The organism is Marinobacter mobilis (assembly GCF_900106945.1).
Classification (GTDB): domain Bacteria; phylum Pseudomonadota; class Gammaproteobacteria; order Pseudomonadales; family Oleiphilaceae; genus Marinobacter; species Marinobacter mobilis.
Map to the genome: position 1 here is coordinate 240,701 of NZ_FNNE01000007.1, position 22,546 is coordinate 263,246.

At 58.9% G+C, this 22,546-nt stretch carries 23 protein-coding genes; 14 read left to right on the forward strand and 9 right to left on the reverse strand.

Annotation, left to right across the window (positions count from 1 at the left end):
• The first annotated feature begins 128 nt into the window (after window positions 1-128).
• The 6 genes from BLV11_RS12640 (at window position 129) to minE (ending at window position 3,800) form a co-directional block, all read left to right on the forward strand.
• On the forward strand, window positions 129-908 hold the full coding sequence (locus tag BLV11_RS12640; RefSeq protein ID WP_091814744.1) for a PEP-CTERM sorting domain-containing protein: 780 nt from the start codon (window positions 129-131) through the stop codon (window positions 906-908).
• A gap of 263 nt (window positions 909-1,171) precedes the next feature.
• Complete coding sequence (locus BLV11_RS12645) at window positions 1,172-1,465, forward strand: DUF1244 domain-containing protein (protein ID WP_091814748.1); 294 nt, start codon at window positions 1,172-1,174, stop codon at window positions 1,463-1,465.
• A complete protein-coding gene (locus BLV11_RS12650; protein ID WP_091814751.1) occupies window positions 1,462-1,851 on the forward strand; it encodes a HopJ type III effector protein in 390 nt (129 codons plus the stop codon). The genes BLV11_RS12645 and BLV11_RS12650 overlap by 4 nt, the downstream gene beginning before the upstream one ends.
• Window positions 1,848-2,615 (forward strand): septum site-determining protein MinC, encoded by a 768-nt coding sequence (minC, locus tag BLV11_RS12655; RefSeq protein ID WP_091814753.1) that lies wholly within the window; start codon window positions 1,848-1,850, stop codon window positions 2,613-2,615. Before BLV11_RS12650 ends, minC begins: the two co-directional genes overlap by 4 nt.
• Before the next feature lie 118 nt (window positions 2,616-2,733).
• A complete protein-coding gene (minD, locus tag BLV11_RS12660) occupies window positions 2,734-3,543 on the forward strand; it encodes a septum site-determining protein MinD (RefSeq protein ID WP_091814756.1) in 810 nt (269 codons plus the stop codon).
• Between the two features lie 5 nt (window positions 3,544-3,548).
• Window positions 3,549-3,800, forward strand: coding sequence for a cell division topological specificity factor MinE (minE, locus tag BLV11_RS12665; RefSeq protein WP_091814759.1), 252 nt, complete (start codon window positions 3,549-3,551; stop codon window positions 3,798-3,800).
• Between the two features lie 69 nt (window positions 3,801-3,869).
• On the opposite strand, the gene BLV11_RS12670 is transcribed toward minE, so the two are convergent.
• Window positions 3,870-4,877: a DUF2804 domain-containing protein gene (locus BLV11_RS12670; RefSeq protein ID WP_245726024.1), complete on the reverse strand. Its 1,008-nt coding sequence runs from the start codon at window positions 4,875-4,877 to the stop codon at window positions 3,870-3,872.
• 126 nt (window positions 4,878-5,003) lie between these two features.
• Between BLV11_RS12670 and BLV11_RS12675 the strand changes: the two genes are divergently transcribed.
• The 3 genes from BLV11_RS12675 to BLV11_RS12685 all read left to right on the forward strand — a co-directional run bounded on the left by BLV11_RS12675 (window position 5,004) and on the right by BLV11_RS12685 (window position 7,724).
• Window positions 5,004-5,747, forward strand: coding sequence for an START domain-containing protein (locus tag BLV11_RS12675; protein WP_091814766.1), 744 nt, complete (start codon window positions 5,004-5,006; stop codon window positions 5,745-5,747).
• Between the two features lie 38 nt (window positions 5,748-5,785).
• A complete protein-coding gene (locus BLV11_RS12680; protein WP_091814769.1) occupies window positions 5,786-6,277 on the forward strand; it encodes a CBS domain-containing protein in 492 nt (163 codons plus the stop codon).
• A 91-nt stretch (window positions 6,278-6,368) separates the two neighbouring features.
• Window positions 6,369-7,724, forward strand: a complete 1,356-nt coding sequence (locus BLV11_RS12685; RefSeq protein WP_091814772.1) for a PhoH family protein — start codon at window positions 6,369-6,371, stop codon at window positions 7,722-7,724.
• 76 nt (window positions 7,725-7,800) lie between these two features.
• Here BLV11_RS12685 and BLV11_RS12690 read toward each other — a convergent pair whose 3' ends face one another.
• Window positions 7,801-9,468: an AMP-binding protein gene (locus BLV11_RS12690; protein ID WP_217634571.1), complete on the reverse strand. Its 1,668-nt coding sequence runs from the start codon at window positions 9,466-9,468 to the stop codon at window positions 7,801-7,803.
• Between the two features lie 152 nt (window positions 9,469-9,620).
• On the opposite strand from BLV11_RS12690, the gene BLV11_RS12695 reads away from it, so the two are divergent.
• From BLV11_RS12695 to BLV11_RS12705, 3 genes are all read left to right on the forward strand, one after another.
• Window positions 9,621-10,625, forward strand: coding sequence for an AraC family transcriptional regulator (locus BLV11_RS12695; RefSeq protein WP_091814779.1), 1,005 nt, complete (start codon window positions 9,621-9,623; stop codon window positions 10,623-10,625).
• A 108-nt stretch (window positions 10,626-10,733) separates the two neighbouring features.
• Entirely contained in the window at window positions 10,734-12,776 is a 2,043-nt protein-coding gene (locus BLV11_RS12700; protein ID WP_091814782.1) for a T6SS phospholipase effector Tle1-like catalytic domain-containing protein, read from the forward strand.
• A gap of 9 nt (window positions 12,777-12,785) precedes the next feature.
• The gene (locus tag BLV11_RS12705) at window positions 12,786-13,385 is read left to right on the forward strand and encodes a DUF2931 family protein (protein WP_091814785.1); all 600 of its coding nucleotides are present in this window, start codon (window positions 12,786-12,788) and stop codon (window positions 13,383-13,385) included.
• A gap of 104 nt (window positions 13,386-13,489) precedes the next feature.
• Here BLV11_RS12705 and BLV11_RS12710 read toward each other — a convergent pair whose 3' ends face one another.
• The 4 genes from BLV11_RS12710 to BLV11_RS12725 form a co-directional block, all read right to left on the reverse strand.
• Window positions 13,490-14,671: a thiolase family protein gene (locus BLV11_RS12710; RefSeq protein ID WP_091814788.1), complete on the reverse strand. Its 1,182-nt coding sequence runs from the start codon at window positions 14,669-14,671 to the stop codon at window positions 13,490-13,492.
• A 22-nt stretch (window positions 14,672-14,693) separates the two neighbouring features.
• Window positions 14,694-15,845 (reverse strand): acyl-CoA dehydrogenase family protein, encoded by a 1,152-nt coding sequence (locus BLV11_RS12715; protein ID WP_091814791.1) that lies wholly within the window; start codon window positions 15,843-15,845, stop codon window positions 14,694-14,696.
• A gap of 32 nt (window positions 15,846-15,877) precedes the next feature.
• On the reverse strand, window positions 15,878-16,639 hold the full coding sequence (locus BLV11_RS12720; protein ID WP_091814794.1) for an SDR family NAD(P)-dependent oxidoreductase: 762 nt from the start codon (window positions 16,637-16,639) through the stop codon (window positions 15,878-15,880).
• Between the two features lie 146 nt (window positions 16,640-16,785).
• Window positions 16,786-17,211 (reverse strand): secondary thiamine-phosphate synthase enzyme YjbQ, encoded by a 426-nt coding sequence (locus BLV11_RS12725; protein WP_091814797.1) that lies wholly within the window; start codon window positions 17,209-17,211, stop codon window positions 16,786-16,788.
• A 137-nt stretch (window positions 17,212-17,348) separates the two neighbouring features.
• Between BLV11_RS12725 and BLV11_RS12730 the strand changes: the two genes are divergently transcribed.
• Window positions 17,349-18,488 carry an HD domain-containing phosphohydrolase gene (locus BLV11_RS12730; protein WP_091814800.1) on the forward strand — a complete coding sequence of 380 codons (1,140 nt, stop codon included), beginning with the start codon at window positions 17,349-17,351 and terminating at the stop codon, window positions 18,486-18,488.
• A gap of 12 nt (window positions 18,489-18,500) precedes the next feature.
• Here the strand turns inward: BLV11_RS12730 and BLV11_RS12735 are convergent, their stop codons facing one another.
• From BLV11_RS12735 to BLV11_RS12745, 3 genes are read right to left on the reverse strand one after another with little or no spacing between them, the layout of a single operon-like run.
• Window positions 18,501-19,598, reverse strand: coding sequence for a succinylglutamate desuccinylase/aspartoacylase family protein (locus BLV11_RS12735; protein ID WP_091814803.1), 1,098 nt, complete (start codon window positions 19,596-19,598; stop codon window positions 18,501-18,503).
• Complete coding sequence (rimK, locus tag BLV11_RS12740; RefSeq protein ID WP_091814806.1) at window positions 19,568-20,473, reverse strand: 30S ribosomal protein S6--L-glutamate ligase; 906 nt, start codon at window positions 20,471-20,473, stop codon at window positions 19,568-19,570. Before rimK ends, BLV11_RS12735 begins: the two co-directional genes overlap by 31 nt.
• A complete protein-coding gene (locus BLV11_RS12745) occupies window positions 20,470-20,967 on the reverse strand; it encodes an ATP-dependent zinc protease family protein (protein WP_091814809.1) in 498 nt (165 codons plus the stop codon). The genes rimK and BLV11_RS12745 overlap by 4 nt, the downstream gene beginning before the upstream one ends.
• Window positions 20,968-21,138: 171 nt before the next feature.
• Between BLV11_RS12745 and phrB the strand changes: the two genes are divergently transcribed.
• Window positions 21,139-22,545, forward strand: a complete 1,407-nt coding sequence (gene phrB, locus BLV11_RS12750) for a deoxyribodipyrimidine photo-lyase (protein ID WP_091814813.1) — start codon at window positions 21,139-21,141, stop codon at window positions 22,543-22,545.
• Window position 22,546 lies beyond the last annotated feature (1 nt).

The following is a 22,546-nucleotide window of genomic DNA, read 5'->3' on the forward strand; positions in this document are numbered from 1 at the left end:
ATTCTACATACATATCATGCACATAAATATTTAGGCCTAACTTTTGCTTGATAACACTCACCGTAGGATTTGCCCCTTAACCTCAAGGGCTTACCCCACTGACGAAAACACATGACAAGGAGAAAGTTATGAGCCTTACAACTAACAGCTTCGCGGCAGCCGCGGCTGCCATCGCCCTTACAACCGTTTCGATTGCCAACGCCGATGTTATCCGCATCGACGAAACCGCATTCACTCCGGATGCCGGCCTGATCACTTTCAGTGAATACTCGCTCGGCACAGTCAACCCAACTTACAACCCCGTGGATTATGGCGGTGGCGCTGGCGCCCCCACTGTAACCTTTGGCGGCTATTTTACCGGCCAGAGCCTGGGCGGCGCTGGTGACTGTCCTGCGGGCGCAGCCCTGACCGGGTGTGTCATTGGCACCCCGACTGGCCCGCTGTCCCTGGATCCGACCTCGCCGGATACCTTCATCACCAACGACGGCGCTAACCCGACGTCTCCGGTCCTGTCTGGCAGCCCGACCTTCAATGGCGCCATCTCCATCCTGTTTGATACCGACATCGCCGGTGTTGGCCTCGACGGTGGTTACTTCAACGCCATTGGCGGCACCGCCATCACGGCGTTTGACCGCGATGGCAACATCATCGGCCAGGTGTTCAACGAAGGCCTCGGTATCGAATTCCTTGGTCTCGTCACCGAAGACGGCGCTAACGCCATCGCCGGCCTGCAGTTCAGCCTGGTTGGCGCGGAGCCTGCCGGGTTCGCGATTGACAACCTGCGCTTTGGCACTGGCGATCAGATCGTCGTCCCACCGGTTGCCGGCGTACCTGAGCCGGGCAGCATTGCGCTGCTGGGTCTTGGTCTGGCCGGACTGGGTCTGAGCCGTCGTAAAAAGCAGGCCTGAGGCTCTGTCGGCAGCCGCCGACGGGGACTGACACAGCCCGCGACAAAGCCCCTGCTGTAATGGCGGGGGCTTTTTTATGGCAATTCATCCCCATTCCAGGCCATTTCAGGAGCCACCCGCCCATGGGGCAGCCATGCCTCTGCCAACCGCCGCCAACTTGCGGTACCATGCCAGTCACTCCGGGCGAGCCTTCCCGCACCGGTCCAGGCCGGGCCACAGTCGGACACCTCGCCGAGAAAAAACCTATGACGGATGGTGAACCCATGACCACCCCGATCCCTGAACAGATCGAAACCGAGATCCAGGCCGCAGCGTTTCGCCGCCTGGTTGAGCATCTTCAACAGCATCCGGAAGTCCAGAACATCGACCTGATGAACCTGGCCGGGTTCTGCCGCAACTGTCTATCCAAATGGTATCTTGCCGAAGCCACGGAGCGTGGTGTTGATCTCACCGATCCGCAAGCCCGCGAACGGATCTACGGCATGCCCTACGAAGACTGGAAAGCACGCCACCAGAAAGGCCCCAAACAGGAACACAAAGGCAGCCCGTCACAATGAATGTTACCGATGCCATCAGAATCCACCTGGCTTCCATCGAAGCCGGTCGCAGAGAGTTTGAAGACAGCCTGGAACTGATCGAACGCTACTTCGACTACACCCCCGCAGGCTTCGCCAATGGCCCGCTGCACAACAGTGCCGAGGAAAACCAGGGCTCATGCAAACTGTTCGCCCTGGGCCGGTTCTGCAACCTGACCGAAGCCCAGACCCTGAGCTGCTTTGGCCGCCATTATCGTCAGGTACTGGAAGACCCCGCGGGCACCAGCCACGGCAATATTCGCCAGTTCATGGCCACCGGCTGGTCGGGCATTCGTTTCGACAGCGAAGCCCTGCGTCTGCGCAGTACTCCGGAACAAAACGATCCGCAGGATTCCGAACGCCCATGAGCCAGACCACGTCCGACGTCAGTCAATGCTTCCAGCTCAAAAGCGCCAGCGTCTCCCTGACCGCACTGGAGCTGTATTTCTTTGAAAACGACACCTTTGAAGCCACCCTGCGCGACAAGATCAGCCAGGCACCGGGCTTCTTCAAGGACATTCCGCTGATTGTAAGCCTCGAGAAATACGAAGGCCCTACCAGCGAGCTCGATTTTTTCAAGCTGATTGGCACCTGTCGCCGGCACAACATCCACGTGGTGGGTGTTCGCGGCGGTACCGAAGACCAGCGCCGACTGGCCCGAAATGCCGCGCTGGCTCTGTTGCCAGCGGGAAGCCAGCGGGATACGGCACGCAACCAGGAAGCACCTGCAGCGGATGACGCCGAGCAAGCAGCCGCTCTCCCTGTCGCCCCGGTCGCAGAAAAGTCCAGTGAGGCCAAACCGGCAAAAATCGTAACCCAGCCAGTACGTTCCGGTCAGCAAGTCTACGCTCCCGAGGGGGACCTGATCATTCTGGCCCCGGTTCAGGCTGGCGCTGAGGTGCTGGCAGCAGGTAACATCCACGTTTATGGCCCACTCCGTGGGCGGGCGCTGGCCGGCATCCATGGTGCGGCTGGCGCCAGAGTGTTCTGTCAGTCGCTGGAAGCCGAGCTTGTCTCCATTGCCGGGCACTATAAGATCTCGGAAGACTTACAAGAGAGCGGATGGAAAGCCGCCGTCCAGATACTGCTCAAAGACGACGTACTGGTGGCTTTGCCACTGGATAAAGCCTGACACCAGCTACGTAAAACTGAAATAAGCGGCATCGCTGGCCCCTTACCCTTCCGCCCTGAGTGGCGGATCGTCTGGCGATGCACAGGTTCGTAACACATACGCAAAAGGGATTGCAGCCTTGGCTAGAATAATCGTCGTTACCTCAGGAAAAGGTGGCGTGGGCAAAACCACCACCAGCGCCTCCATCAGCACCGGGCTGGCCCGTCGTGGTCACAAGACTGTGGTCATAGATTTTGACGTGGGCCTGCGTAACCTCGACCTCATCATGAACTGCGAACGCCGTGTGGTTTACGACTTCGTTAATGTTATTCAGGGTGAGGCGTCACTTAACCAGGCGCTGATTCGCGACAAGCGGGTCGACACCCTGTACATCCTGCCGGCCTCCCAGACCCGGGAAAAAGAAGCGCTGACCAAAGAAGGCGTGGAAGCCGTCATCAACGAGCTGTCGGAAACCTTCGACTACATTGTCTGCGACTCCCCCGCGGGCATCGAGCACGGTGCCCAGATGGCGCTTTACTATGCCGACGAAGCCGTTGTGGTCACCAACCCAGAGGTCTCTTCAGTCCGGGATTCCGACCGCATTCTGGGCATCCTGCAAAGCAAATCCCGTCGCGCGGAAATGAGCCAGGATCCGGTCAAGGAACACCTGCTGCTCACCCGTTACAACCCGGAGCGGGTAGAACGGGGCGAAATGCTGTCCGTGAGTGATGTTGAAGAGATTCTGGCGATCCCGCTGCTGGGCGTTATTCCCGAGTCCCAGGTGGTGCTCAACGCCTCCAACCAGGGTACTCCGGTCATTCTTGAAGAAGAAAGCGATGCCGGTCAGGCCTATGACGACGCCGTCGCCCGCCTGCTGGGTGAAGAGCGGGAACACCGCTTCATGACCGCCCAGAAGAAAGGCTTCTTTTCACGGATGTTCAAGGGGTAGCACGGATGAGTTTCCTGGATTACTTCAAAAGCAAGAAAACCAACACTGCCAGCATCGCCAAGGAGCGACTGCAGATCATTGTGGCCCACGAGCGTGGCCATCGGGAACAGCCGGATTACCTGCCTCAACTCCAGCAGGAGCTGCTTGCAGTGATCCGCAAGTACGTGCAGATCGACGACGACATGGTTCAGGTGGAGGTCGACCGAAACGACAGTTGTTCGATCCTGGAACTGAACGTCACCTTGCCCGAACACTGAGACTCTGATCTCTTTAAAAAGCAGGCCTTCCTCCGGGAACGCCTGCTTTTTTTAGGCCGGCCGGCCCCGTCACCAGCGGGCGTAGTGGTCTTCCATCAGTCCCCTGAGACCGGCAATCCTGACCACCTGACCGTCCGGATCCCGTACCTCGCCCTCAAAGGTTCCCGCATACTGGCGGAAGTTCGACGCCATCAGCACCACGTCCATACGCTCTTTGCGAACACCGGAAGGAACGAAGCGCAGGTCGACGAGGCCATCGGTGGTGGTAACCCGCCACGGTGAGGATGGATCGTAACGATCGAACTCGAAGCACGCCATTTCCAGCTTGATGCAGCGACCATCCAGCCACAGGGCATTCTCGGTTACCCCGGTTTCATTGACACCAGCGGCCAGGTTCAACCCGACCGATCGGCCATCAGCACTCTTGCCCGCCAGGCTGGCCCAGTTCCAGGCGGTTTCCCGACGCATGTAACCACAACTCCAGTCGATGGCCCCGCGCCAGTCGTCACCGCAGTGATAGTCGCGCCCGTCCCAGGTGACCGATCCGGTGACCGGCAATCCCGCCGACTTGCGGGTAAATACCCAGCCGTTGTAGCCCGCCTGGCTGGTCATCCGCAAGGGATCCGTGTCGCCCTGAAAATCGAGGTTCACCGTTACCCGATCGCCATCCGCCACCGTTACCCGGCGGCTATGACCTTCGGCTTCAATGGCGATTCGGGTTGAGCCTCGGGCAAAGACCGACGTGCCGGTTTCCGGTTGTGGAGCGATTTCCGTACGCCAGGCCAAAGGCTGCATCAAGCTCCTCTCCAGCATGTCACCGGAACGAAAATCGTAGAGGTAGAAGAAAGCGCTGCTCACCAGTTTCAGATCAACAATCGCCAGACCGAACAGCCAGTCAGGCCCCATGGCGCTGATAAACTGGAACTGGTTGAAGCGCCAGCGCCGGGCCAGCGCGGAGCGGGGCCGGTCCATGACCGAGCGCAGGTCATAATCCAGATAGTTGATCTCGTCCACCGGGGCTGTCAGTACGCCGGTTTTTACCCGACCGTTGCTGTCTACCAACTTGCTGTTTGTCACTCCAGACACACTCATTAAGGGCCATTTCCTTTATCTGTTCGACCAGTTCACAATCCTAAAACGGCACAACAAGTTCCGTCAGGAAGACATGCTAGACTCCGAAAAAATTCCAAGGAAGTCTACCCCATGGCACTCATCAGCGCTCCGAAGTTCGTGAGCTGGATCAGTGGCGTCGCTGCCCTGACCGTTTGCGCCACCCTCCAGGCAGGAAGCCTCCCGAACGAAAATGCCGCTGAATGGTCGCTCAGCAAGACCGCCGGCGACATTCGCATCTACACCATTGAACAACCGGGTTCCAGCTTCAAAGCGTTCAAGGCCGTGGCGTTAATGGACGTCCCCATCGAAAATCTGATGGCCGTCATGATCGACCCCACGTCCTGCGTCGCCTGGGTCCATGGCTGCACCGAGTCCTATGGGTTCGGGGAAGGCACCTTCGGCGACCGTTACGCCTACTCCGTCAACGACATGCCCTGGCCGGTAACTGACCGGGATTATGTGCTCCATATCCAGACCGAAGGCAACCGCGCGTCCGGCGAGGTGGTGATGCACCTGAACGCAGTCCCGGAACACCGCGAAGAGTTTGATCGCTACGTGCGGGTAGATCGCTCCGATACCGTTTACCGGTTCATTCCGGAAGGCCGGCAGACACGGATGATCTGGTTGCAGCACACCGACCCCAACGGCGCCCTGCCGGGCTGGCTGGTCAACTCCCTGCTGGTCGACATTCCGGTCAAATCCCTCGAAAGCCTGGAACAGGTTGCCCAACGGCCCCAGTACCAGAACCATGACCTGATCTACGACCCGCAAGGTCAGCTTACAGGTGTACGCTTATTGCAATCAGGGGATGACGGCGGAGACAGTAACCGCTAAGCTTCAGGAAAAGGAACTTACTGAGCAGGAATACGTAAATGACTGTTCTCGCCCGCGAGATCATGACCCCCAGTATCAAGGCTGTTCCCCAATCGTGGACTATGGAACGCCTCGCCCGCTTCCTCACCGATAATGAGATTACCGGCAGCCCGGTCACCGATGAAAGCGGCGAGATCGTGGGGATTGCAACCCTCAAAGACATCACCGAGTTTCGCTGGAACGCCACCCGAAATGAAATGGACAACCGCCTGACGGCCGAAGAAGAACAGGAGGCACGTCGACTGCGCATGGCCATTTTTGAGGAAATGGGCAAGGTACCAGTGGAAGTCCGTGACATCATGACGCCCATCGTTCTGTCCGTGGATGAGCGGACCCCGGTCAAGGAGATTGCCGACATCATGATGCGGGAACACCTTCACCGCATCTTTGTCACCAATGATGACAAGATCACCGGAATCATCACCACCTATGACATGCTGAAACTCATTTCGGATACGGCACTGACTGAACGCTGCGCCACCACCCGCTGAGTGGCACAGCCGTGAGATGAAGACCCGGACCACAGCCGCCTGCCAGAGAGGTAACGAGCCTATGCCCAGAGAACCGCACGCTCGCCAGAAGATGTATGTCCTCGACACCAATGTCCTGATCCACGATCCCAACGCCCTCCTGAATTTTGAAGAACACGACGTCATTATCCCAATGACAGTACTGGAAGAGCTGGACAGCCTGAAGTCCGGCAAGCAGGCTGTCGCGGCCGATTGTCGCCAGGCCATCCGCAACATCGACAAGTTGCTGGGCGATGCCTCACCCAAAGACATAGAACGCGGCGTTCCTATTGTCCGGGCCCTTAAGGCCGATCCCCTGGGCACCCTGTCGATTCTGATGAGCACGGAGCACAGCAGCACTCACTCCCTCCCAGACAACCTCAACGACAACAAGATCATCAACACCCTGGCAGCGCTGCAGGAACGGTACCCGTCCCGGGACATCATCCTGGTCAGCAAAGACATCAACATGCGCCTCAAGGCCCGGGGGTTTGGCGTTGAGGCCCAGGATTACCACAACGACCAGTTGCTCGACGACATTGACCTGCTGCCCCAGGGCTACCGGGAGTTTGCCAACTCGTTCTGGGACACCATAGAAAAGGTCGAGACCATCCAGAGGGAAGGTGTGACCGAGCACATCCTCAAACGCGATGGCGAACTCGCCAAGATGAACATCAATGAGTTTGTTGTGGACGAACAAGGCTTTGTCGGCAAGATCATTGACATCAGCGACGACAAGATTGTTCTGGAAGATCTCCATCAGGACGATCTGATGAACGAGGAAGTCTGGGGACTGGTGCCGCGGGATGTCTACCAGGCCATGGCCCTGAACCTGCTGTTGGATCCGGACATTCACCTGGTGAACCTCACTGGCTCCGCGGGCTCAGGTAAAACCATCTTAGCCCTGGCCGCCTGCATCGAAATGACCGTTGCCAGCAAGCAATACAAACGCATCATCGCCACCCGCAGCACCCAGGGACTGGACGAAGACATCGGCTTCCTGCCCGGCACCGAGGCCGAGAAGATGGAGCCCTGGCTCGGCGCCATCGTCGACAACCTGGAGGCCCTGCACGAGGACGATGAGAACATGACGGCCAGTGTGGACTACATCCTCAGCAAGGTTCCCCTACACTTCAAGTCCATGAACTACATCCGGGGCCGTAGCTTCCAGCACAGCCTGATCATTATCGATGAGTCCCAGAACCTGACCCCACACCAGATCAAGACCATCGTCACCCGTGCCGGTAACGGCTCCAAGGTGATCTGCCTGGGCAATCTCGCCCAGATTGATACGCCTTACCTGAGCGCCCTCAGCTCGGGACTGACCTACATGACCGAGCGATTCAAGGGCTTCCGCCATGGTGGTCACATCCACTTGCAGGGAGTGCCCCGCTCGCTACTGGCCGAGTATGCAGAGGCCAACCTGTAGCTGACCGGATCAGGTAGCACTCGCGTTCGACAAAAAAGGCAGCCTCGGCTGCCTTTTTTGTCGCCCCGACGTTGCGTCAGGCCGTTTCCGACGAGGCTTCCTCTTCCGCCTGCTTACGCAGCAGGAATCGCTGGATCTTGCCACTTGAGGTCTTCGGCAACTCGTCGACAAACTCAATTTCCCGCGGGAACGAATGGGTCGAAAGACGCTGGCGAACATGCTGCTGCAGTTTTTCCACCAGGTGCTCGTCGCCATCAAACTCCGGACGGGTGACCACATAGGCCTTAACGATTGCTCCGCGTTTCGCGTCCGGTTTACCGACGACGGCACTTTCGATGACAGCGTCATGCTCCAGCAGTGAACTCTCCACTTCCGCGGGGCCGATCCGGTAACCCGCCGAGGCAATGATGTCGTCATCACGACCGGTATAGGAATGGGCGCCTTCACCGTTGTTGATCACGATATCCCCGGTCAGGTAATACCTGCCATGGAACGGGTTCTTTTCACCCCAGGTGTACCCCTGAAAGAAGTACAGCGGTGAGTTCTCGATATCGATGGCCAGTTCGCCGGTCTCCCCGACGCCGACCTCATTAAACCCGGCATCCAGTGCCACCAGGCGATAGCCGGGAAGCTGGTAACCCATGCTCGCGTCCCGGTGAGGATGGCTCAGTTCGTGGAAATTGGCCGAGGTCATGCCGGTTTCGGTCTGGCCATAGTGATCGCAGACCACACAATCAAAGCGCCGTTTGATCCAGCTGATAACTTCCGGGTTGAGGGGTTCACCCGCACTGCTGGCCACCCGCAATCCAATCTCCGGATACTCTGACACCAGATGGTCGTTGGCCATCAGTAAACGATAGGCCGTCGGCGCTGCCGCCAGGTTGGTAATACGGTATTTGCGCAGAAACTCCAGCGTGTTGTCGGCGGTAAAGCCGGCTTCATTGAAGTGGGTGGTGCAGCCCAGCAACAGAGGCCCTACAACCGCATAGTAAAGACCGTAGGCCCATCCCGGATCAGCCACGTTCCAGAAGTTATCATTCTCTCGCAGGCCAACGGCATAACGCATGTACATCCAGAACGCCGGCAGGGCTCTGGCGGGTACCGCGACACCTTTCGACTTACCGGTGGTGCCGGAAGTGAACATCTGAAGGAACGGCTCTTCGGCGCCGATCAGTACCGGCTCAAATTCGTCGGACTGCTGATCCAGGGCCGACCAGAACAGATGATCCGCCTCGCCGGCCAGGGGCTGGTCTGCCTCGGCAACCAGCAGGGTTTCGGGGAGGTTGGCAACATCCCCGAGCTTGGACCATTGCTCCGGATTGGTGACGATCAGGCGGGTACCGGCCTTGCCCAGACGGTATTCGATCGCTCCCGAACCAAACGCGGTGAACAGCGGCTGGTACACGGCGCCGATTCGGAGGGCGCCCAACACGCAAATCAGCAACTCCGGGGTGCGGGTCAACAGACAGGCCACCCGATCGCCCTTGCCAATACCGCGGGACTGGAGAAAACCGGCAAACTGGGCAGAACGCCGCTTCAGCTCGGCGAAGGTTAGCTCGCCGCTACTGCCATCCACACGCTCATAACGCAAGGCCACCCGGCTTTCATCCTCGGCGTGGCGATCACAGATTTCCACGCAGACGTTCAGGCCTTCGTTATAATCACCCCGGAAATTCTGTAAGATCGAGTCAACAGAAAACGCAGACACAAATTCGTCGTAGCTGATCGCATCCATAACACTCATTGCCTTCTGACTTGTTTTTGTGGGTTGGGACCGTCGCGTTACCGCCGGCCCAGACGGCTATTCCAAGCAGGTTAAGGAATGGGATGGCCTAACAGAATGACAGGATCGAGCAGTTAAATTGACAAGTTTTGCCGTCGTCCGGATCCCCATCCATGGAAAATCTCACCTTCTCATCCCACTACGCCCGCGCCGTTCTTTACGGCCTGGAGAAGCAAGGCCTGAATGTCGATACCCTCCTGAAAACCCGTGACATTGACCCTGAACTGATCCGCGAACCCAAGGCCCGGGTGCCCCGGGAACAGTTCATCCGCTTGTTTCGCCTGGCCTGGAAAGTGCTGGATGATGAATTCATGGGGCGCACCACGCGGCCCTGCCGGGTCGGCCACTTTCACCTGATGGGGTCGCTGGTGGTACACAGCGCCAACCTTGAAGACGTGCTGGCACAAAGCATTCGCTGCTATCGGCTGTTTTCAGATGACATCTGCATTGAACTGAATCTGGAGGGTGAAGAAGCAGAGCTCAGCCTGACCCATCGTCACCCCGAGCTGGACCCTGATCACTTTCTGGTGGAATGGCTATTGCTCGTCTGGCACCGACTGGTGGGCTGGCTGATCGGCCGTAAGATTGTGCTGAGCCAGGCAACCTTCACCCATGCCCTGCCTCCACACTTTGACGAGTACCGCTTTATCTTTCCCTGCCAATGCAACTTCGAACAACCGCGCAACAGCCTGTTCTTCAGCAAGGCCTACCTCACCATGCCGGTAACGCGAAACCAGCAGGAACTCGATGACTTCATTCTCAGCTCCCCACGCGATCTGCTGGTCTGGACCGACGAGGACAACAGTCTGACCACCCAGGTGCGTCAGATTCTGGAGAACTCGCCGGAGGAACGTCTGCCCAATCAGGAGGCCGTGGCCAATGAGCTGCACATGACCGCCTACACCCTCAGCCGGAAACTGAAGACCGAAGGCAGCTCCTACCAGAAGATCAAGGACAACCTGCGTCGTGATCAGGCCGTCACCATGCTCACCCGCCAGAACCTGAGCATCGCCGACATTTCCAGTCGCCTCGGCTTCACTGAGCCCGGCGCCTTCTCCCGGGCCTTCAAACACTGGACCGGGCTTAGCCCGCTGGCCTACCGCAATCAGGAGCAATAAGCAGACAAGCAATGGCAAATCTGTGACAGACAGCCCGCCGCCACAAGGGCGACCGCTATAGGCTTGCTGTTAAAGGAACCACTCAACGTCAACTAAGGATGGCTGACGATGAAAATAGTACCCACCCGTGATCTGGTTGCGGCCGACCTGCCGAACCTGGAAAACCCCTTTGTTGCCGCCGAAAAGCTGCGCGCGCTCATTCAATCCGACCGCTTGGGCCTGCCGCCAGCGCTCAGCCGGCTCACCCCCTTCGGTGCACGGAATCCGGACCCGCGCCCCCAAGAGCTCATCCGGCAACTCGGTAACGGTGAGCTCTGGCTGGTTCACGGGGTCGGCGACGGTAAACCCGTCAATCCGGTCCTCCGCTGGCAGGAGGACAACCCGCAACAGGGGCGCTGGGTGGTGACGGCCAGCGAGGCTTACTTCCCGCTCCACGACCGCGTCAGCAGCCTCAACACCAACCGTATTGGCCCCCGGCAATTAGCCCGGCAAGGCGCCGGCAGCCTGGGTTTATTGCCCACAGAAAACCTTGCCCTGGCATTGCAGCGCCGGCGTCACGAAGAAACGCTACAACAGACGGAGGCCCCGGGCGATTCCCCCCTGTTGTCTGCCTCAACGGTCGCGTCACGGCCCGCGGCCACAACAACATCAGAGTCATCGCCTCCGCAACCGGCACCCGACATTCACCTTGAGGTGGGCCTGTTTACCGATGGCACCCTGAACAACGCTGACAATTCCCAGGCACTGGAGCGGCGCATTGAACAGGAGTGTCTTGCGCCGTTCGAACGGGGTGAGATCTCCGAGGCCGAATGCCGTTATCGGCTGGGCTTGGAGATGGGGCTCAGCTACACCAATGCGCCGAGTAACATTGCAAAGCTGGCAGACCTCTATATCGAATCAAGCAATACCGTCGACGACACCATTCGCCACAGGTTCATGGCGTACGCGCCAGGGATTGGTACCAAGACCGGTGACGGAGACTCGGTTATGGGCATGGTCACTGGCATGGGGGATACCGGTATCGAAAGCCAGGTTGACCGCCTGTTCAGAGAGGTTGCCCGAAGGATCTTTCGACTGGAGCTCCAACACACCATCGCCAGTTTGCAGCTCGACCTGTTCGGTTTCAGTCGCGGCGCAGCGTCGGCACGCCATGCAGCCCATGAAATCAACCTCGGCCCAGAGGGGGCACTGGGACAGGCCTTCAAGGCAGAAGACATCGAATGGCCTGAGCATGTAAACATTCGTTTTATCGGTCTGTTTGACTGCGTCGCAGCCATCATCAATCCAGCCAATGGCGACTTGTCGCCCGGCAACCATCTCAATGCCCCCGTCAATGTGTACCTCAACCCGGACCATGTTGAACAAGCCGTGCACCTGACCGCCGCCAATGAACATCGCACGAACTTTGCGTTGAACAGCCTAAGGAACGCCGACGGCAGCCTGCCTGCGAACTTTCGCGAGATATCTCTCCCCGGCGTGCACTCCGACATTGGCGGTGGCTACGGTGATAGCCAACGGGAAGACATCCTGATCAGCCCGCTTTATCCGATCCCTGAGGATCGGGCCAGGTGGCCAGAGCAATCCATGCAATGGGACACTCTGGAACGGTTGAAGCAGCAGAAAGAACGCGAGGGATGGATTGGAGACTTCAGCTTGCCCGTGCGATTGTCCGAACGCCTCGACCCTCGGCCCAGAGGCCTGGGCCCGGAGGGCATGGCCAGCCTTGAGATCTACCAGCATACCTCAGAACACCCTGGCCCCTCTGACCGGGTGGAGCTGGCCTTGCGGATGCTACGCCAGGTTCGTGGAGAGTATTCACGGGTGGCGTTAAGAGCCATGCAAACGCTAGCGATCAAAGCAGGCGTACCGCTGGATAGCATCGATCCAGAAGATGAGGCAACCCGCTTGCCAGCTGATCTGAAGTCCATTGCCGAAACGGTCGTGGAGCAGATTTCAGCTGGCGCTGAAAGCCCCACGCTTACGTTGGCTCAGCAGCGTCTGGTTCGACAACGGTATATCCATTACTCCGCCCATTATAATCCTTTCAAATTCATGGCACTTGGTACACCTACAGCTTTCCGGCTATTCCGCAACTTCAGCCCCAATGCCCCCACACAAAACGGCGAACGCATCGTTCACCCCAATCGCTAGGGAGCCAGTATGAGATCTTGTCGAGTTGCCGTCTGGTTGTCCTGCCTTGTTGTTCTGAGCGGATGCACGACCTGGGGGCAAGAGGATATTCCATGGTACGTCGGTATCGCCGCCCCCACACACTATGAAGTGTGGGTCACCAACCTTCATCTGGAGAAGTCCGGTGAACGCAGCTGGCGTATTCCCGTCGGCACAAAAGGCTGTTGTTGGAAAGGCCCCTGGGGGCCCTTTGGAACCGGCGGCGCAATGGACCCCTTCCCCAACCTGATCGCCATTCGCTGGTTTTCATTCGCCGAACAAAAGTACTATTTCACGCTGATCAGAGTCCCCCCCGATCTGCAGGATCGCATGCGGGTTCCAGCACGCACGGTTACCCAACGGGGAGAAGTTCGCTACCTGCCACGGAGCGATTTGATCCTGGGACTGGCCCCCGGTGGCGAGGTCGTGGTCTGGATGATGAGCCAAAAATCCAATGCCGTTGAAGTTATGCGCGTTCCCGCTGTCGAAGTGGAGGATGACGTAAACGCCTTCAGGGTTCGCACCCAAGACTACCTCGAAGAGCACGGCGCCTACCTCGAAGAACACGGCATCCCTCTGGAGGGCTGGTAATCAGGCACAAAAAAGCCGCCTGAAAAGGCGGCCAAACATTCCCCCATAGCCCAGGGATTGATCCAGGGGGACAGACTTGACATCTGTCCCCGGCCTAGTTGCCGTTACAGCAACTCCACGGCAACCGCAGTACCTTCACCGCCACCGATGCACAGTGACGCGACGCCCCGCTTCAGGCCTTTCTGCTTCAAAGCGTTGATCAGGGTCACAATAATCCGCGAACCGGAGGAACCAATGGGGTGACCCAAGGCGCAGGCGCCACCGTAGACATTAACCTTGTCGGCATCCAGTCCCAATTCCTGGATCGCCAGCAGGGAAACAACGGCAAAGGCTTCGTTGATCTCGAACAGGTCCACCTCATCGGTACGCCAACCGGCCTTGTCGAGCACCTTGCGCATCGCGCCGATGGGGGCCAGGGTGAATTCCGCCGGTAGCTGGGCATGGGTTGCGTGGGCGACAATTCGTGCCAGCGGCTGCAAGCCACGACGGGCCGCTTCGCCCTCTGTGGTCAGCACCAGTGCCGAGGCACCATCGCTGATGGAACTGGCGTTAGCCGCCGTCACTGAGCCGTCCTTCTTGAAGGCAGGCTTCAGCGTCGGGATCTTTTCCGGGCGGGCGTTACCGGGTTGCTCGTCAACGTCCACCAGGGTATCGCCGTTACGGCCAGGCACACTGACCGGCACGATCTCGTCACGGAACCAGCCATTGTCGATCGCGGCCCTCGCCTTGCTCAGCGAACCCAGGGCAAACTCATCCATGGTTTCCCGGGTGATATTGAAGTCGTCCGCGCTCTTCTGGGCGAACACGCCCATCAGCCCGCCTTCATAGGCATCTTCGAGACCGTCAAAGAACATCGAATCAATGACCTGCCCATGCCCCATACGCATACCCTGACGTGCCTTGGGCAAGAGGTACGGGGCCTGGCTCATGTTCTCCATGCCGCCAGCGATCATCACGGCATTGGTACCGGCCTTGATCTGGTCGTGGGCCATGATCACCGCCTGCATGCCTGAGCCACACATCTTGTTGACCGTGGTGCATCCGGCGTCATCCGGAATGCCAGCCTTGCGCGAAGCCTGACGGGCCGGCGCCTGGCCCAGTCCTGCCGGCAGAACGCAGCCCATCACCACCTCATTGATGTCCGCTGGCGTCAGGCCCGCACGCTCGATGGCCGCCTTGATCGCCACGGCCCCCAGATCCGGGGAGCGAACCGAACCCAGCGCCCCCATCATACCGCCCATCGGAGTACGGGCGGCGCCTGCAATGACCACAGTATTCTCTGACATAACTCTATCCTTTCAGGTTTGCTCAGCCTTTGCCCAACAGGGAACGGGCAATGACTTCTTTCATCACTTCCGAGGTACCGCCATAAATTCGCTGTACCCGGGCGTCCACAAAGGCCCGCGAAATCGGGTATTCGGTGGTGTAGCCGTAGCCGCCAAACAACTGCAGGCAGCCATCCGCCACCCGACACTGCATTTCAGTGGCGCTGTACTTGGCCATGGAGGCGGTCGCCGCATCCAGTTCACCCCGGCTGTACTGAACGATGCACTGGTCAACAAACGCTTGATTGACCCGGTAATCTGTTTCCATTTCAGCCAGTCTGAAACGGGTGTTCTGGATCTGCTTGAGCTTCTGGCCGAAGACCACCCGCTCATCCACATACTTTAGGGTCAGGTCGAGCGCGCCACGGGCTGCGGCCGCACCCAGGGCACCAATCACCAGGCGTTCCCGGGGCAGCTCCTGCATCAGGTAGACAAAACCCTGGCCCTCACTGCCCAACAGCGCCGATGCCGGTACCCGCAGATCCTCGAAAAACAGTTCAGACGTATCACCACAATGCTGGCCGATTTTGTCGATGTTGCGGCCGCGGCTGAAGCCGGGCAAGGAGGTATCCACCAGAAACAGACTGATGCCACGGGCACCGGCGGACGGGTCCGTCTTGGCGGCGACAATCACCATGTCGGCATGCTGGCCGTTGGTAATAAAGGTCTTGGAGCCGTTCAGGACGTAGTCGTCACCGTCACGCACCGCGCTGGTCCTCATCGCCTGCAGGTCACTACCGGCACCCGGCTCGGTCATGGCAATCGCACCCACGACCTCGCCTGACACCATCCCCGGCAGCCACTGCTGCTTCTGGGTCTCGCTACCCAGATGGCTGATGTAGGGCGCGACAATGTCCGAATGCACCATGACGTTGGTCGCCAGGGCCCCAAAGCCCATGCGGGCCATCTCCGCACCAACCAGCACCGAATACTCGAAGGGTACGCCACAACCACCGCAGTCCTCCGGCACATCCACACACAACATGCCGGCCTGCCCCAATGTCCGCCACAGTTGCCTCGGCACAATGCCTTCCTTGTCCCAGGCCTCGTAATGGGGCTGAACTTCAGTTTCCAGGGCTTTGATCACCATGTCCCGGAACAGGGTCATCTCTTCGTTGTCGGTGTAGCCTGTCATTGTTATCTCCTGCCAGCGGTCTGGATTGGGGCTCAACGGGGGGCCATGCGCAGGGCGCAGTCGAGACGGATCACCTCACCATTGAGGATCGGGTTGCGGACCATCTGCTCCACCATCAGACCAAACTCTTCCGGCTTGCCCAACCGCTTGGGGAACGGCAGAGTCGCGGCCAGGCTGTCCTGGACTTCCTGCGGCATCCCCATCAGCATCGGGGTCATGAACAAGCCCGGAGCAATGGTATTCACTCGAATACCTTCACGCGCCAGTTCCCGCGCAGACTGCAGCGTCATCGCCACCACACCGCCCTTGGAGGCACTGTAGGCAACCTGACCAATCTGGCCTTCATAGGCAGCAACCGAGGCCGTGTTAATGATGATTCCGCGTTCGCCATCCGCATTCGGCTCACGCTGAGCCATGTCGGCCGCCGCCAGCCGCAGGATATTGAAGGTACCTATCAGGTTGACCTGAATCACCTTGTCAAAGTTCGCCAGTGGCATCGGACCTTCCTTGCCCAGAATCTTCTGGGCCGGACCGATGCCCGCACAGCTCACCGCAATACCACAGGGCCCATGGGCTTCCCGCGCCGCCGCCACCGCAGCTTCGGCACTCTCGGCGGACGACACGTCACAACGGATAAACACGCCACCCACCTCCCGGGCCACCTGCTCACCACGCTCTTCCTGAAGATCCAGAATCGCCACTTTGCAGCCAGCGGCGGCCAACGCCCGAACGGCGCCCTCACCCAGACCGGACGCACCACCGGTAACAATTGCGGGTACACCTTGAAAATCCATGATCACCTCTTTTTCTTATAGAAATGCCGCCAGCGGGTAGCCCCGGAGACGGTCAGGTAAAGAACATGGAGAGAGTGTGTCGCATGTCATGGCAGGGAGGCCATGACATATTTGGGCAGGAAAATTGTTAAAACTTGGGGGAAAAGTTACCAACGCCCCTGCAACGTCGCCACAATCCGCCGGCCACTGGCGTGGTTGCGGTGCTCGCAGAGGTAGATCCCCTGCCAGGTGCCCAGGGCGAGGTGGCCGTCGGTGATGGGGATGGTGAGGGACGGGCCGATCACCACACTCTTGATATGGGCGGGCATGTCATCGTCGCCTTCCAGCACATGCTCGTAGTGTGGTGCCCGTTCCGGGATCATCACGTTGAAGTGACGTTCAAGGTCTCCGCGCACATCGGGATCGGCGTTTTCGTTGATGGCCAGCGAGGCCGATGTGTGTTGCAGGAACAGGTGCAACACACCGACCTGGCAGTTGGTCAGCTCTGGGCCCTGAACCAGAATTTCGTTAGTAATCAGGTGAAAGCCTCTGCGCAGGGCCGTCAGTTCAATCGTGGTCTGATCCCAGATCATAGCGATGCTTCCTGTGAGTAATCCGTGAAATCCATGGAGACATTATCACTCTTCGGCTATCTTGGAGGTAATCAGGCTCTTGCACAACATCGGTTCAGGATCACCCCGTTTCATTCGCGAGGAACACCAACAACTACATGCCGACACAACAGAATGCCCTGCTGGAACTTAACCGTGCCAACGACCTCGGCGAGAAGCTGGTTCATCTGCACAAGGTGACCCGTGAGCGTTATCCCTTTATTACCCGCATAGCCATGGCGTTGTACGATCAGGGGACAGACCTGGTTCGGACATTCATCTACAGCGGCGATACGTCGCCCCTCAATCATTACCAGGCCAGGCTATCCAGCTGCCATTCACTGCGCCAGTTGGCCGATAAGCGAATCCCCCGTCTGGAGCAGGACCTGTCGGTGTTCAAGGACAGTCGCCACATTCACGCCCGCAAGATCTACGAAGCCGGATACCGTGGCAGCTACACCCTCCCGCTGATTTTTAACGACGAACTCATCGGTTTTATCTTTTTCAATGCTGAGCATGAAAATGCCTTTGACCAAGCCTGCCTGAGTTACCTTGACCTGATTGGCGAGCTGGTCGGGTTGTTGATGTTCAACGCCATCAATACTGTGCGAACCCTGCTGTCGACGGTGAAGTCCGCGGTTGATCTGACCTACTCCCGAGACCCGGAAACCGGCGGCCACTTACAGCGTATGTCACGCTACAGCCGCACGGTAGCCCGGGCGCTGTCCACCGTCCGGGAGCGGGATGACCAGTTCTCCGAATACGTTTACCTGTTTGCCCCGCTGCATGACATCGGCAAGATCACCATCCCTGACAATATCCTGCTGAAGCCGGGCCGGCTCACGCCGGATGAGTTTGAGGAGATGAAGGCCCATGCCGAGAACGGTCGCATTCTGGCCAGCAAGCTGATGCAAAACTACGGGCTGGCCGACGTGCCTTACCTGAAGATCCTGCTGAACATCATCGCCTGTCACCATGAAGCCTGGGATGGCAGCGGCTACCCCAAAGGGCTGCAAGGCGAGAACATTCCTCTGGAGGCCCGCATCGTCGCTGTGGCAGACGTGTACGATGCGCTTACCAGCCGCCGCCCCTACAAGGAACCCTGGTCTGTGGGCGATGCGCTGGCGGAGATGAAACGAATGTCGGGCCAGAAACTGGACCCGGAGTGCGTGGATGCACTGGTCAACAACCTGGCGGATATTCTGGAAATCCAGAACAGCTTCGTGGACAAGGAAGGCGATGACACCGGCTGGCGCTAGGTGGCCAGCCGGTTATCGTTGCAGCTCGTCCCAGGGGTGTACCGGCACGACCTCCTCAGCCACCTCTGATTCGTAGGTACTGCGGAAATAGTCCATGGCTTTTTCGGCTTCACCCAGCTCATCGAAACGCGCGATGTTGTAGATTGCCTCGCCCTCGTTGACCAAGGGCAGGTTATTGACGCAGATAACAATGCCGGAACACGGCGCGATGATCGCCTCTTCGCTTTCGCCAAACGGGTCAGCCACAATCGCCAGTTTCTGGCCCTTGCGAACCTTTTGCCCCAGCTTCGCCACCGGCCGCATGATGCCATCAATATCTGAGCGGACCCAGGTCGACGTGGCCGCAGCTTCCGTGCGTTTTTTCGGACCCCGCGGCCCCTTTTTCACGGGCACCATTTCCAGGGCCCGCATCACCCGCATCACTCCACGAGCACCGCTGGTGATAACCACCTCGTCGAATCGAAGGGCTTCACCGCCTTCAAAGGTAATCACCGGGATATCCTGGGAATCGGCGTAGGCGCGCAAACTGCCCTCCCGCAGGCTGGCATTGAGAATCACCGGCGCCCCGAAGGCTTCTGCCATACGCTCGGTTTCAGGGTTCTTCAGCTCGGCGCGGATTTGCGGCAGGTTGAAACGATTGATGGCACCGGTATGCAGGTCGATGATGTGAGTCACATGCTCCATCACCTGGGTGCGCAACAGATAGGCAATCCGGCCACCCAGTGACCCGGTTTCAGAGCCCGGAAAACAGCGGTTCAGATCACGACGATCCGGCAGGTAGCGGGTACGCTGGATAAACCCAAAAATATTGACGATGGGCACGGCCACCAGGGTGCCCCTGAGGTGACGAAGGGCTGAATTGCGCAACAACCGGCGCACAATCTCAACACCATTGATCTCGTCACCGTGAATGGCACCGCACACCATGAGCACCGGGCCGTCCCGACGCCCGTGAATCACTTCCACCGGGATGTGTAATGGCGTATGGGTGTACAGCTTGGCAACCGGGATCTCCACTGTCTCCCGGGTACCGGCCTTGATCTCGGTACCCGCAATGACAAATGGCGCCCGGCTGGCCCTTACCCCTGTCCTTTTGTTTTTGTTTTCCAAGGCTTCTGGTTCTTCTCTGTCCAGTTGATGATCATGCCGGCGATGTTCTTGCCGGTGGCATTTTCGATCCCTTCCAGTCCTGGTGAGGAGTTCACTTCCATCACCAGAGGCCCCCGGGCCGAACGCAGCAGATCCACGCCAGCCACGTTCAGGCCCATGGCCTTGGCGGCCGTTACTGCAGTACGACGCTCTTCCGGAGTAATCCGCACCAGTGAGGCACTGCCGCCGCGGTGAAGGTTGGAGCGGAACTCACCTTCCGGAGCCTGACGTTTCATGGCGGCGATCACTTTATCACCGATCACAAAACAGCGGATATCGGCACCGCCGGCCTCTTTGACGAATTCCTGCACCAGAATATCCGCCTTCAGCCCCATGAAGGCCTCGATGACGCTTTCCGCCGCTTTACGGGTTTCCGCCAGAACCACCCCGATGCCCTGAGTTCCCTGCAGCAGCTTGATAACCACCGGAGAACCACCCACCATCCGGATCAGTTCAGGCACGTTGTCAGGCTTGTTGGCAAAGCCGGTCACCGGCATCCCCACGCCCTTGCGGGCCAGCAGCTGCAATGAACGCAGCTTGTCGCGGGCACGGCTGATGGCCACCGACTCGTTCAGTGGAAACACCCCCATCATCTCGAACTGGCGCAGTACCGCCGTACCGTAGAACGTCACAGACGCGCCGATACGGGGAATCACCACATCAAAGTCATCCAGTACCTCTTCGTGGTAATGGATCTTCGGGCTGGCCGAGGTGATGTTCATATAGCAATGAAGGCAATCGATAACGTGAACCTCATGGCCACGGTTGATGCCTTCCTCCACCAGACGGCGGGTGGAGTACAGTGAGCGATTACGTGACAGAATCGCGATCTTCATGGCGCTATCCCTACGGCCGGTTCACCGGCCAGATACGAGGCTTCGGGCGAAACGATGCAGCGTTTCGCCAACGCGGTGCGACCAATCAGCATGCGAAAACGCATGGTGTCGCGGTTGGTAAGAGTCATTTCGATCGGCCAGCTCAGTTCACCGACCTGCAGAGTCGTTGCAATCACCAGACGCTGCTCCCGGTGTCCCCCGGAATCCGTCACTGAACGCTCATCCACCACCAGCGCATCGCATTCCACACTGGTGTGCAGCTCATTCTGGACCGGGTGTACCCAGAACCTGACGCGCCGCTGACCATCGACCGTATAGGGTTCGGTGCGGTAAGCATGCAGGCAGGAAGTGCGGGCCCCGGTGTCTACCTTGGCCTTGATCAGCCCGATATTGAGATCAGGCAGAGCCACCCATTCCCGCCAGCCCAGGCAAAGGCGGTCGTCTCCCAGGGTTTCCGGGTTGAGGAGCGTTAACTCCGGCGCCGATTCCGACATCAATCAGTTCCTTATCAAAAGTCGTTCTGTTACCAGGCTATCCTTGCCATCAGCCACTACCTGCGGTTCACTCCTGTCATTGGGGGCTAACTATAATCGAATCCCTGACCGGCAGCGAATAGGCAAGTCCGTGATTTCATTGAAACGTTTTGACCTATAACAGGATAGACCATGACTCAGCTCGTGTGGTTCAGAAACGACCTTCGCACCACTGACAACCCGGCACTGACCGCCGCCTGCAGCAGCGGTGCCGCTGTCAGGGCCTGCTATATCGCAACTCCGGGCCAGTGGCAGCAACACCATTGGTCACCCGCACGAATCCGTTTCGTCCTTGACCACGTCCAGGTGCTCGGTCAGCGTCTGGCCAAACTTGGTATCCCGCTGGTCATTCTTTACGCAGATCAATTCAACGATTCCATAGCAACACTAAAGGAATTTTGTTGCAAGAACCGTGTAGAAACACTGCACTTGAATACCGAATACGGCATCAATGAACGAAGACGTGACCGCGAGCTGAAAGCACAGCTGCAGGAGCAGGACATCCGAGTGCTCAGCTACCACGACCAATGTGTGGTTCCGGTGGGGGCCGTCAAGACGGCCCAGGGCACCCCGTACACGGTATTTACGCCGTTTTACCGGCGCTGGGCTCAGTGGCTTCAGGAGCATCGCCCAAGCCCCTACCCTGAACCATCTCCGGTGGCACCGGCACTGGCGCCGCCCCCTCCGCCTGACGATGCCCTGCGCCCCCCTGACAGCCCCCGCCCACTGGTAAGCTGCGGCGAACAGGCGGCCCACCAGCGGCTGGAGCAGTTCCTCGACGAACAGGCGCCCGGCTATGACAAGGTCCGTGACTTTCCGGCCCGGCCCGGCACCAGCCTGCTCTCACCGTACCTCGCCAACGGGGTGCTGTCCGGCGTGCAGTGCTGGACTGCCGCCCTTCCTCACCAAGCCTCCGCGCTGGCCGATCAGGGCGTCAGCACCTGGATCAAGGAACTGGCCTGGCGGGACTTCTATATTCACATCCTCTATCACTTCCCCCGCATCAGCATGGACCGGGCGTTCAAGCCTGAAACGGAAGCGCTGGTCTGGAACACTCCGGGCGATCACTTTGAGGCCTGGAAGGCCGGCAATACCGGCATCCCCATCGTGGATGCGGCCATGCGCCAGCTCAACCAGAGCGGCTGGATGCACAATCGCCTGCGGATGGTGACGGCCATGTTCCTGACCAAGAACCTGTTTATCGACTGGCGGCAGGGGGAGCGCTATTTCATGTCCAGGCTGGTGGATGGGTTCCTTGCGTCGAACAATGGCGGCTGGCAGTGGAGCGCGTCCACCGGCACCGATGCGGCCCCCTATTTCCGGGTGTTCAATCCGGCCAGCCAGAGTGAGAAGTTTGACCCGACGGGTGAATTCATCCGCCAGTATGTGCCAGAGCTGGCCGGGCTCGATAACAAGCGGATCCACCAGCCATGGCTCGGCGGCGCAGCACCGAAAGGGTATCCGGCACCGCTGGTGGATCTGAAGGAAAGCAGGAAGGAGGCGATTGCCCGTTTCCAGGCCTTAAAGGATCAGCCCTGAA

Bases quoted from the DNA above. Each gene is read 5' to 3' on its own strand.
- BLV11_RS12640 (WP_091814744.1), top strand. From the start codon at position 129: ATGAGCCTTACAACTAACAGCTTCGCGGCAGCCGCGGCTGCCATCGCC.
- BLV11_RS12645 (WP_091814748.1), top strand. From the start codon at position 1,172: ATGACCACCCCGATCCCTGAACAGATCGAAACCGAGATCCAGGCCGCA.
- BLV11_RS12650 (WP_091814751.1), top strand. From the start codon at position 1,462: ATGAATGTTACCGATGCCATCAGAATCCACCTGGCTTCCATCGAAGCC.
- minC (WP_091814753.1), top strand. From the start codon at position 1,848: ATGAGCCAGACCACGTCCGACGTCAGTCAATGCTTCCAGCTCAAAAGC.
- minE (WP_091814759.1), top strand. From the start codon at position 3,549: ATGAGTTTCCTGGATTACTTCAAAAGCAAGAAAACCAACACTGCCAGC.
- BLV11_RS12675 (WP_091814766.1), top strand. From the start codon at position 5,004: ATGGCACTCATCAGCGCTCCGAAGTTCGTGAGCTGGATCAGTGGCGTC.
- BLV11_RS12680 (WP_091814769.1), top strand. From the start codon at position 5,786: ATGACTGTTCTCGCCCGCGAGATCATGACCCCCAGTATCAAGGCTGTT.
- BLV11_RS12685 (WP_091814772.1), top strand. From the start codon at position 6,369: ATGTATGTCCTCGACACCAATGTCCTGATCCACGATCCCAACGCCCTC.
- BLV11_RS12690 (WP_217634571.1), bottom strand. From the start codon at position 9,468: ATGAGTGTTATGGATGCGATCAGCTACGACGAATTTGTGTCTGCGTTT.
- BLV11_RS12695 (WP_091814779.1), top strand. From the start codon at position 9,621: ATGGAAAATCTCACCTTCTCATCCCACTACGCCCGCGCCGTTCTTTAC.
- BLV11_RS12700 (WP_091814782.1), top strand. From the start codon at position 10,734: ATGAAAATAGTACCCACCCGTGATCTGGTTGCGGCCGACCTGCCGAAC.
- BLV11_RS12705 (WP_091814785.1), top strand. From the start codon at position 12,786: ATGAGATCTTGTCGAGTTGCCGTCTGGTTGTCCTGCCTTGTTGTTCTG.
- BLV11_RS12710 (WP_091814788.1), bottom strand. From the start codon at position 14,671: ATGTCAGAGAATACTGTGGTCATTGCAGGCGCCGCCCGTACTCCGATG.
- BLV11_RS12715 (WP_091814791.1), bottom strand. From the start codon at position 15,845: ATGACAGGCTACACCGACAACGAAGAGATGACCCTGTTCCGGGACATG.
- BLV11_RS12720 (WP_091814794.1), bottom strand. From the start codon at position 16,639: ATGGATTTTCAAGGTGTACCCGCAATTGTTACCGGTGGTGCGTCCGGT.
- BLV11_RS12725 (WP_091814797.1), bottom strand. From the start codon at position 17,211: ATGATCTGGGATCAGACCACGATTGAACTGACGGCCCTGCGCAGAGGC.
- BLV11_RS12730 (WP_091814800.1), top strand. From the start codon at position 17,349: ATGCCGACACAACAGAATGCCCTGCTGGAACTTAACCGTGCCAACGAC.
- rimK (WP_091814806.1), bottom strand. From the start codon at position 20,473: ATGAAGATCGCGATTCTGTCACGTAATCGCTCACTGTACTCCACCCGC.
- BLV11_RS12745 (WP_091814809.1), bottom strand. From the start codon at position 20,967: ATGTCGGAATCGGCGCCGGAGTTAACGCTCCTCAACCCGGAAACCCTG.
- phrB (WP_091814813.1), top strand. From the start codon at position 21,139: ATGACTCAGCTCGTGTGGTTCAGAAACGACCTTCGCACCACTGACAAC.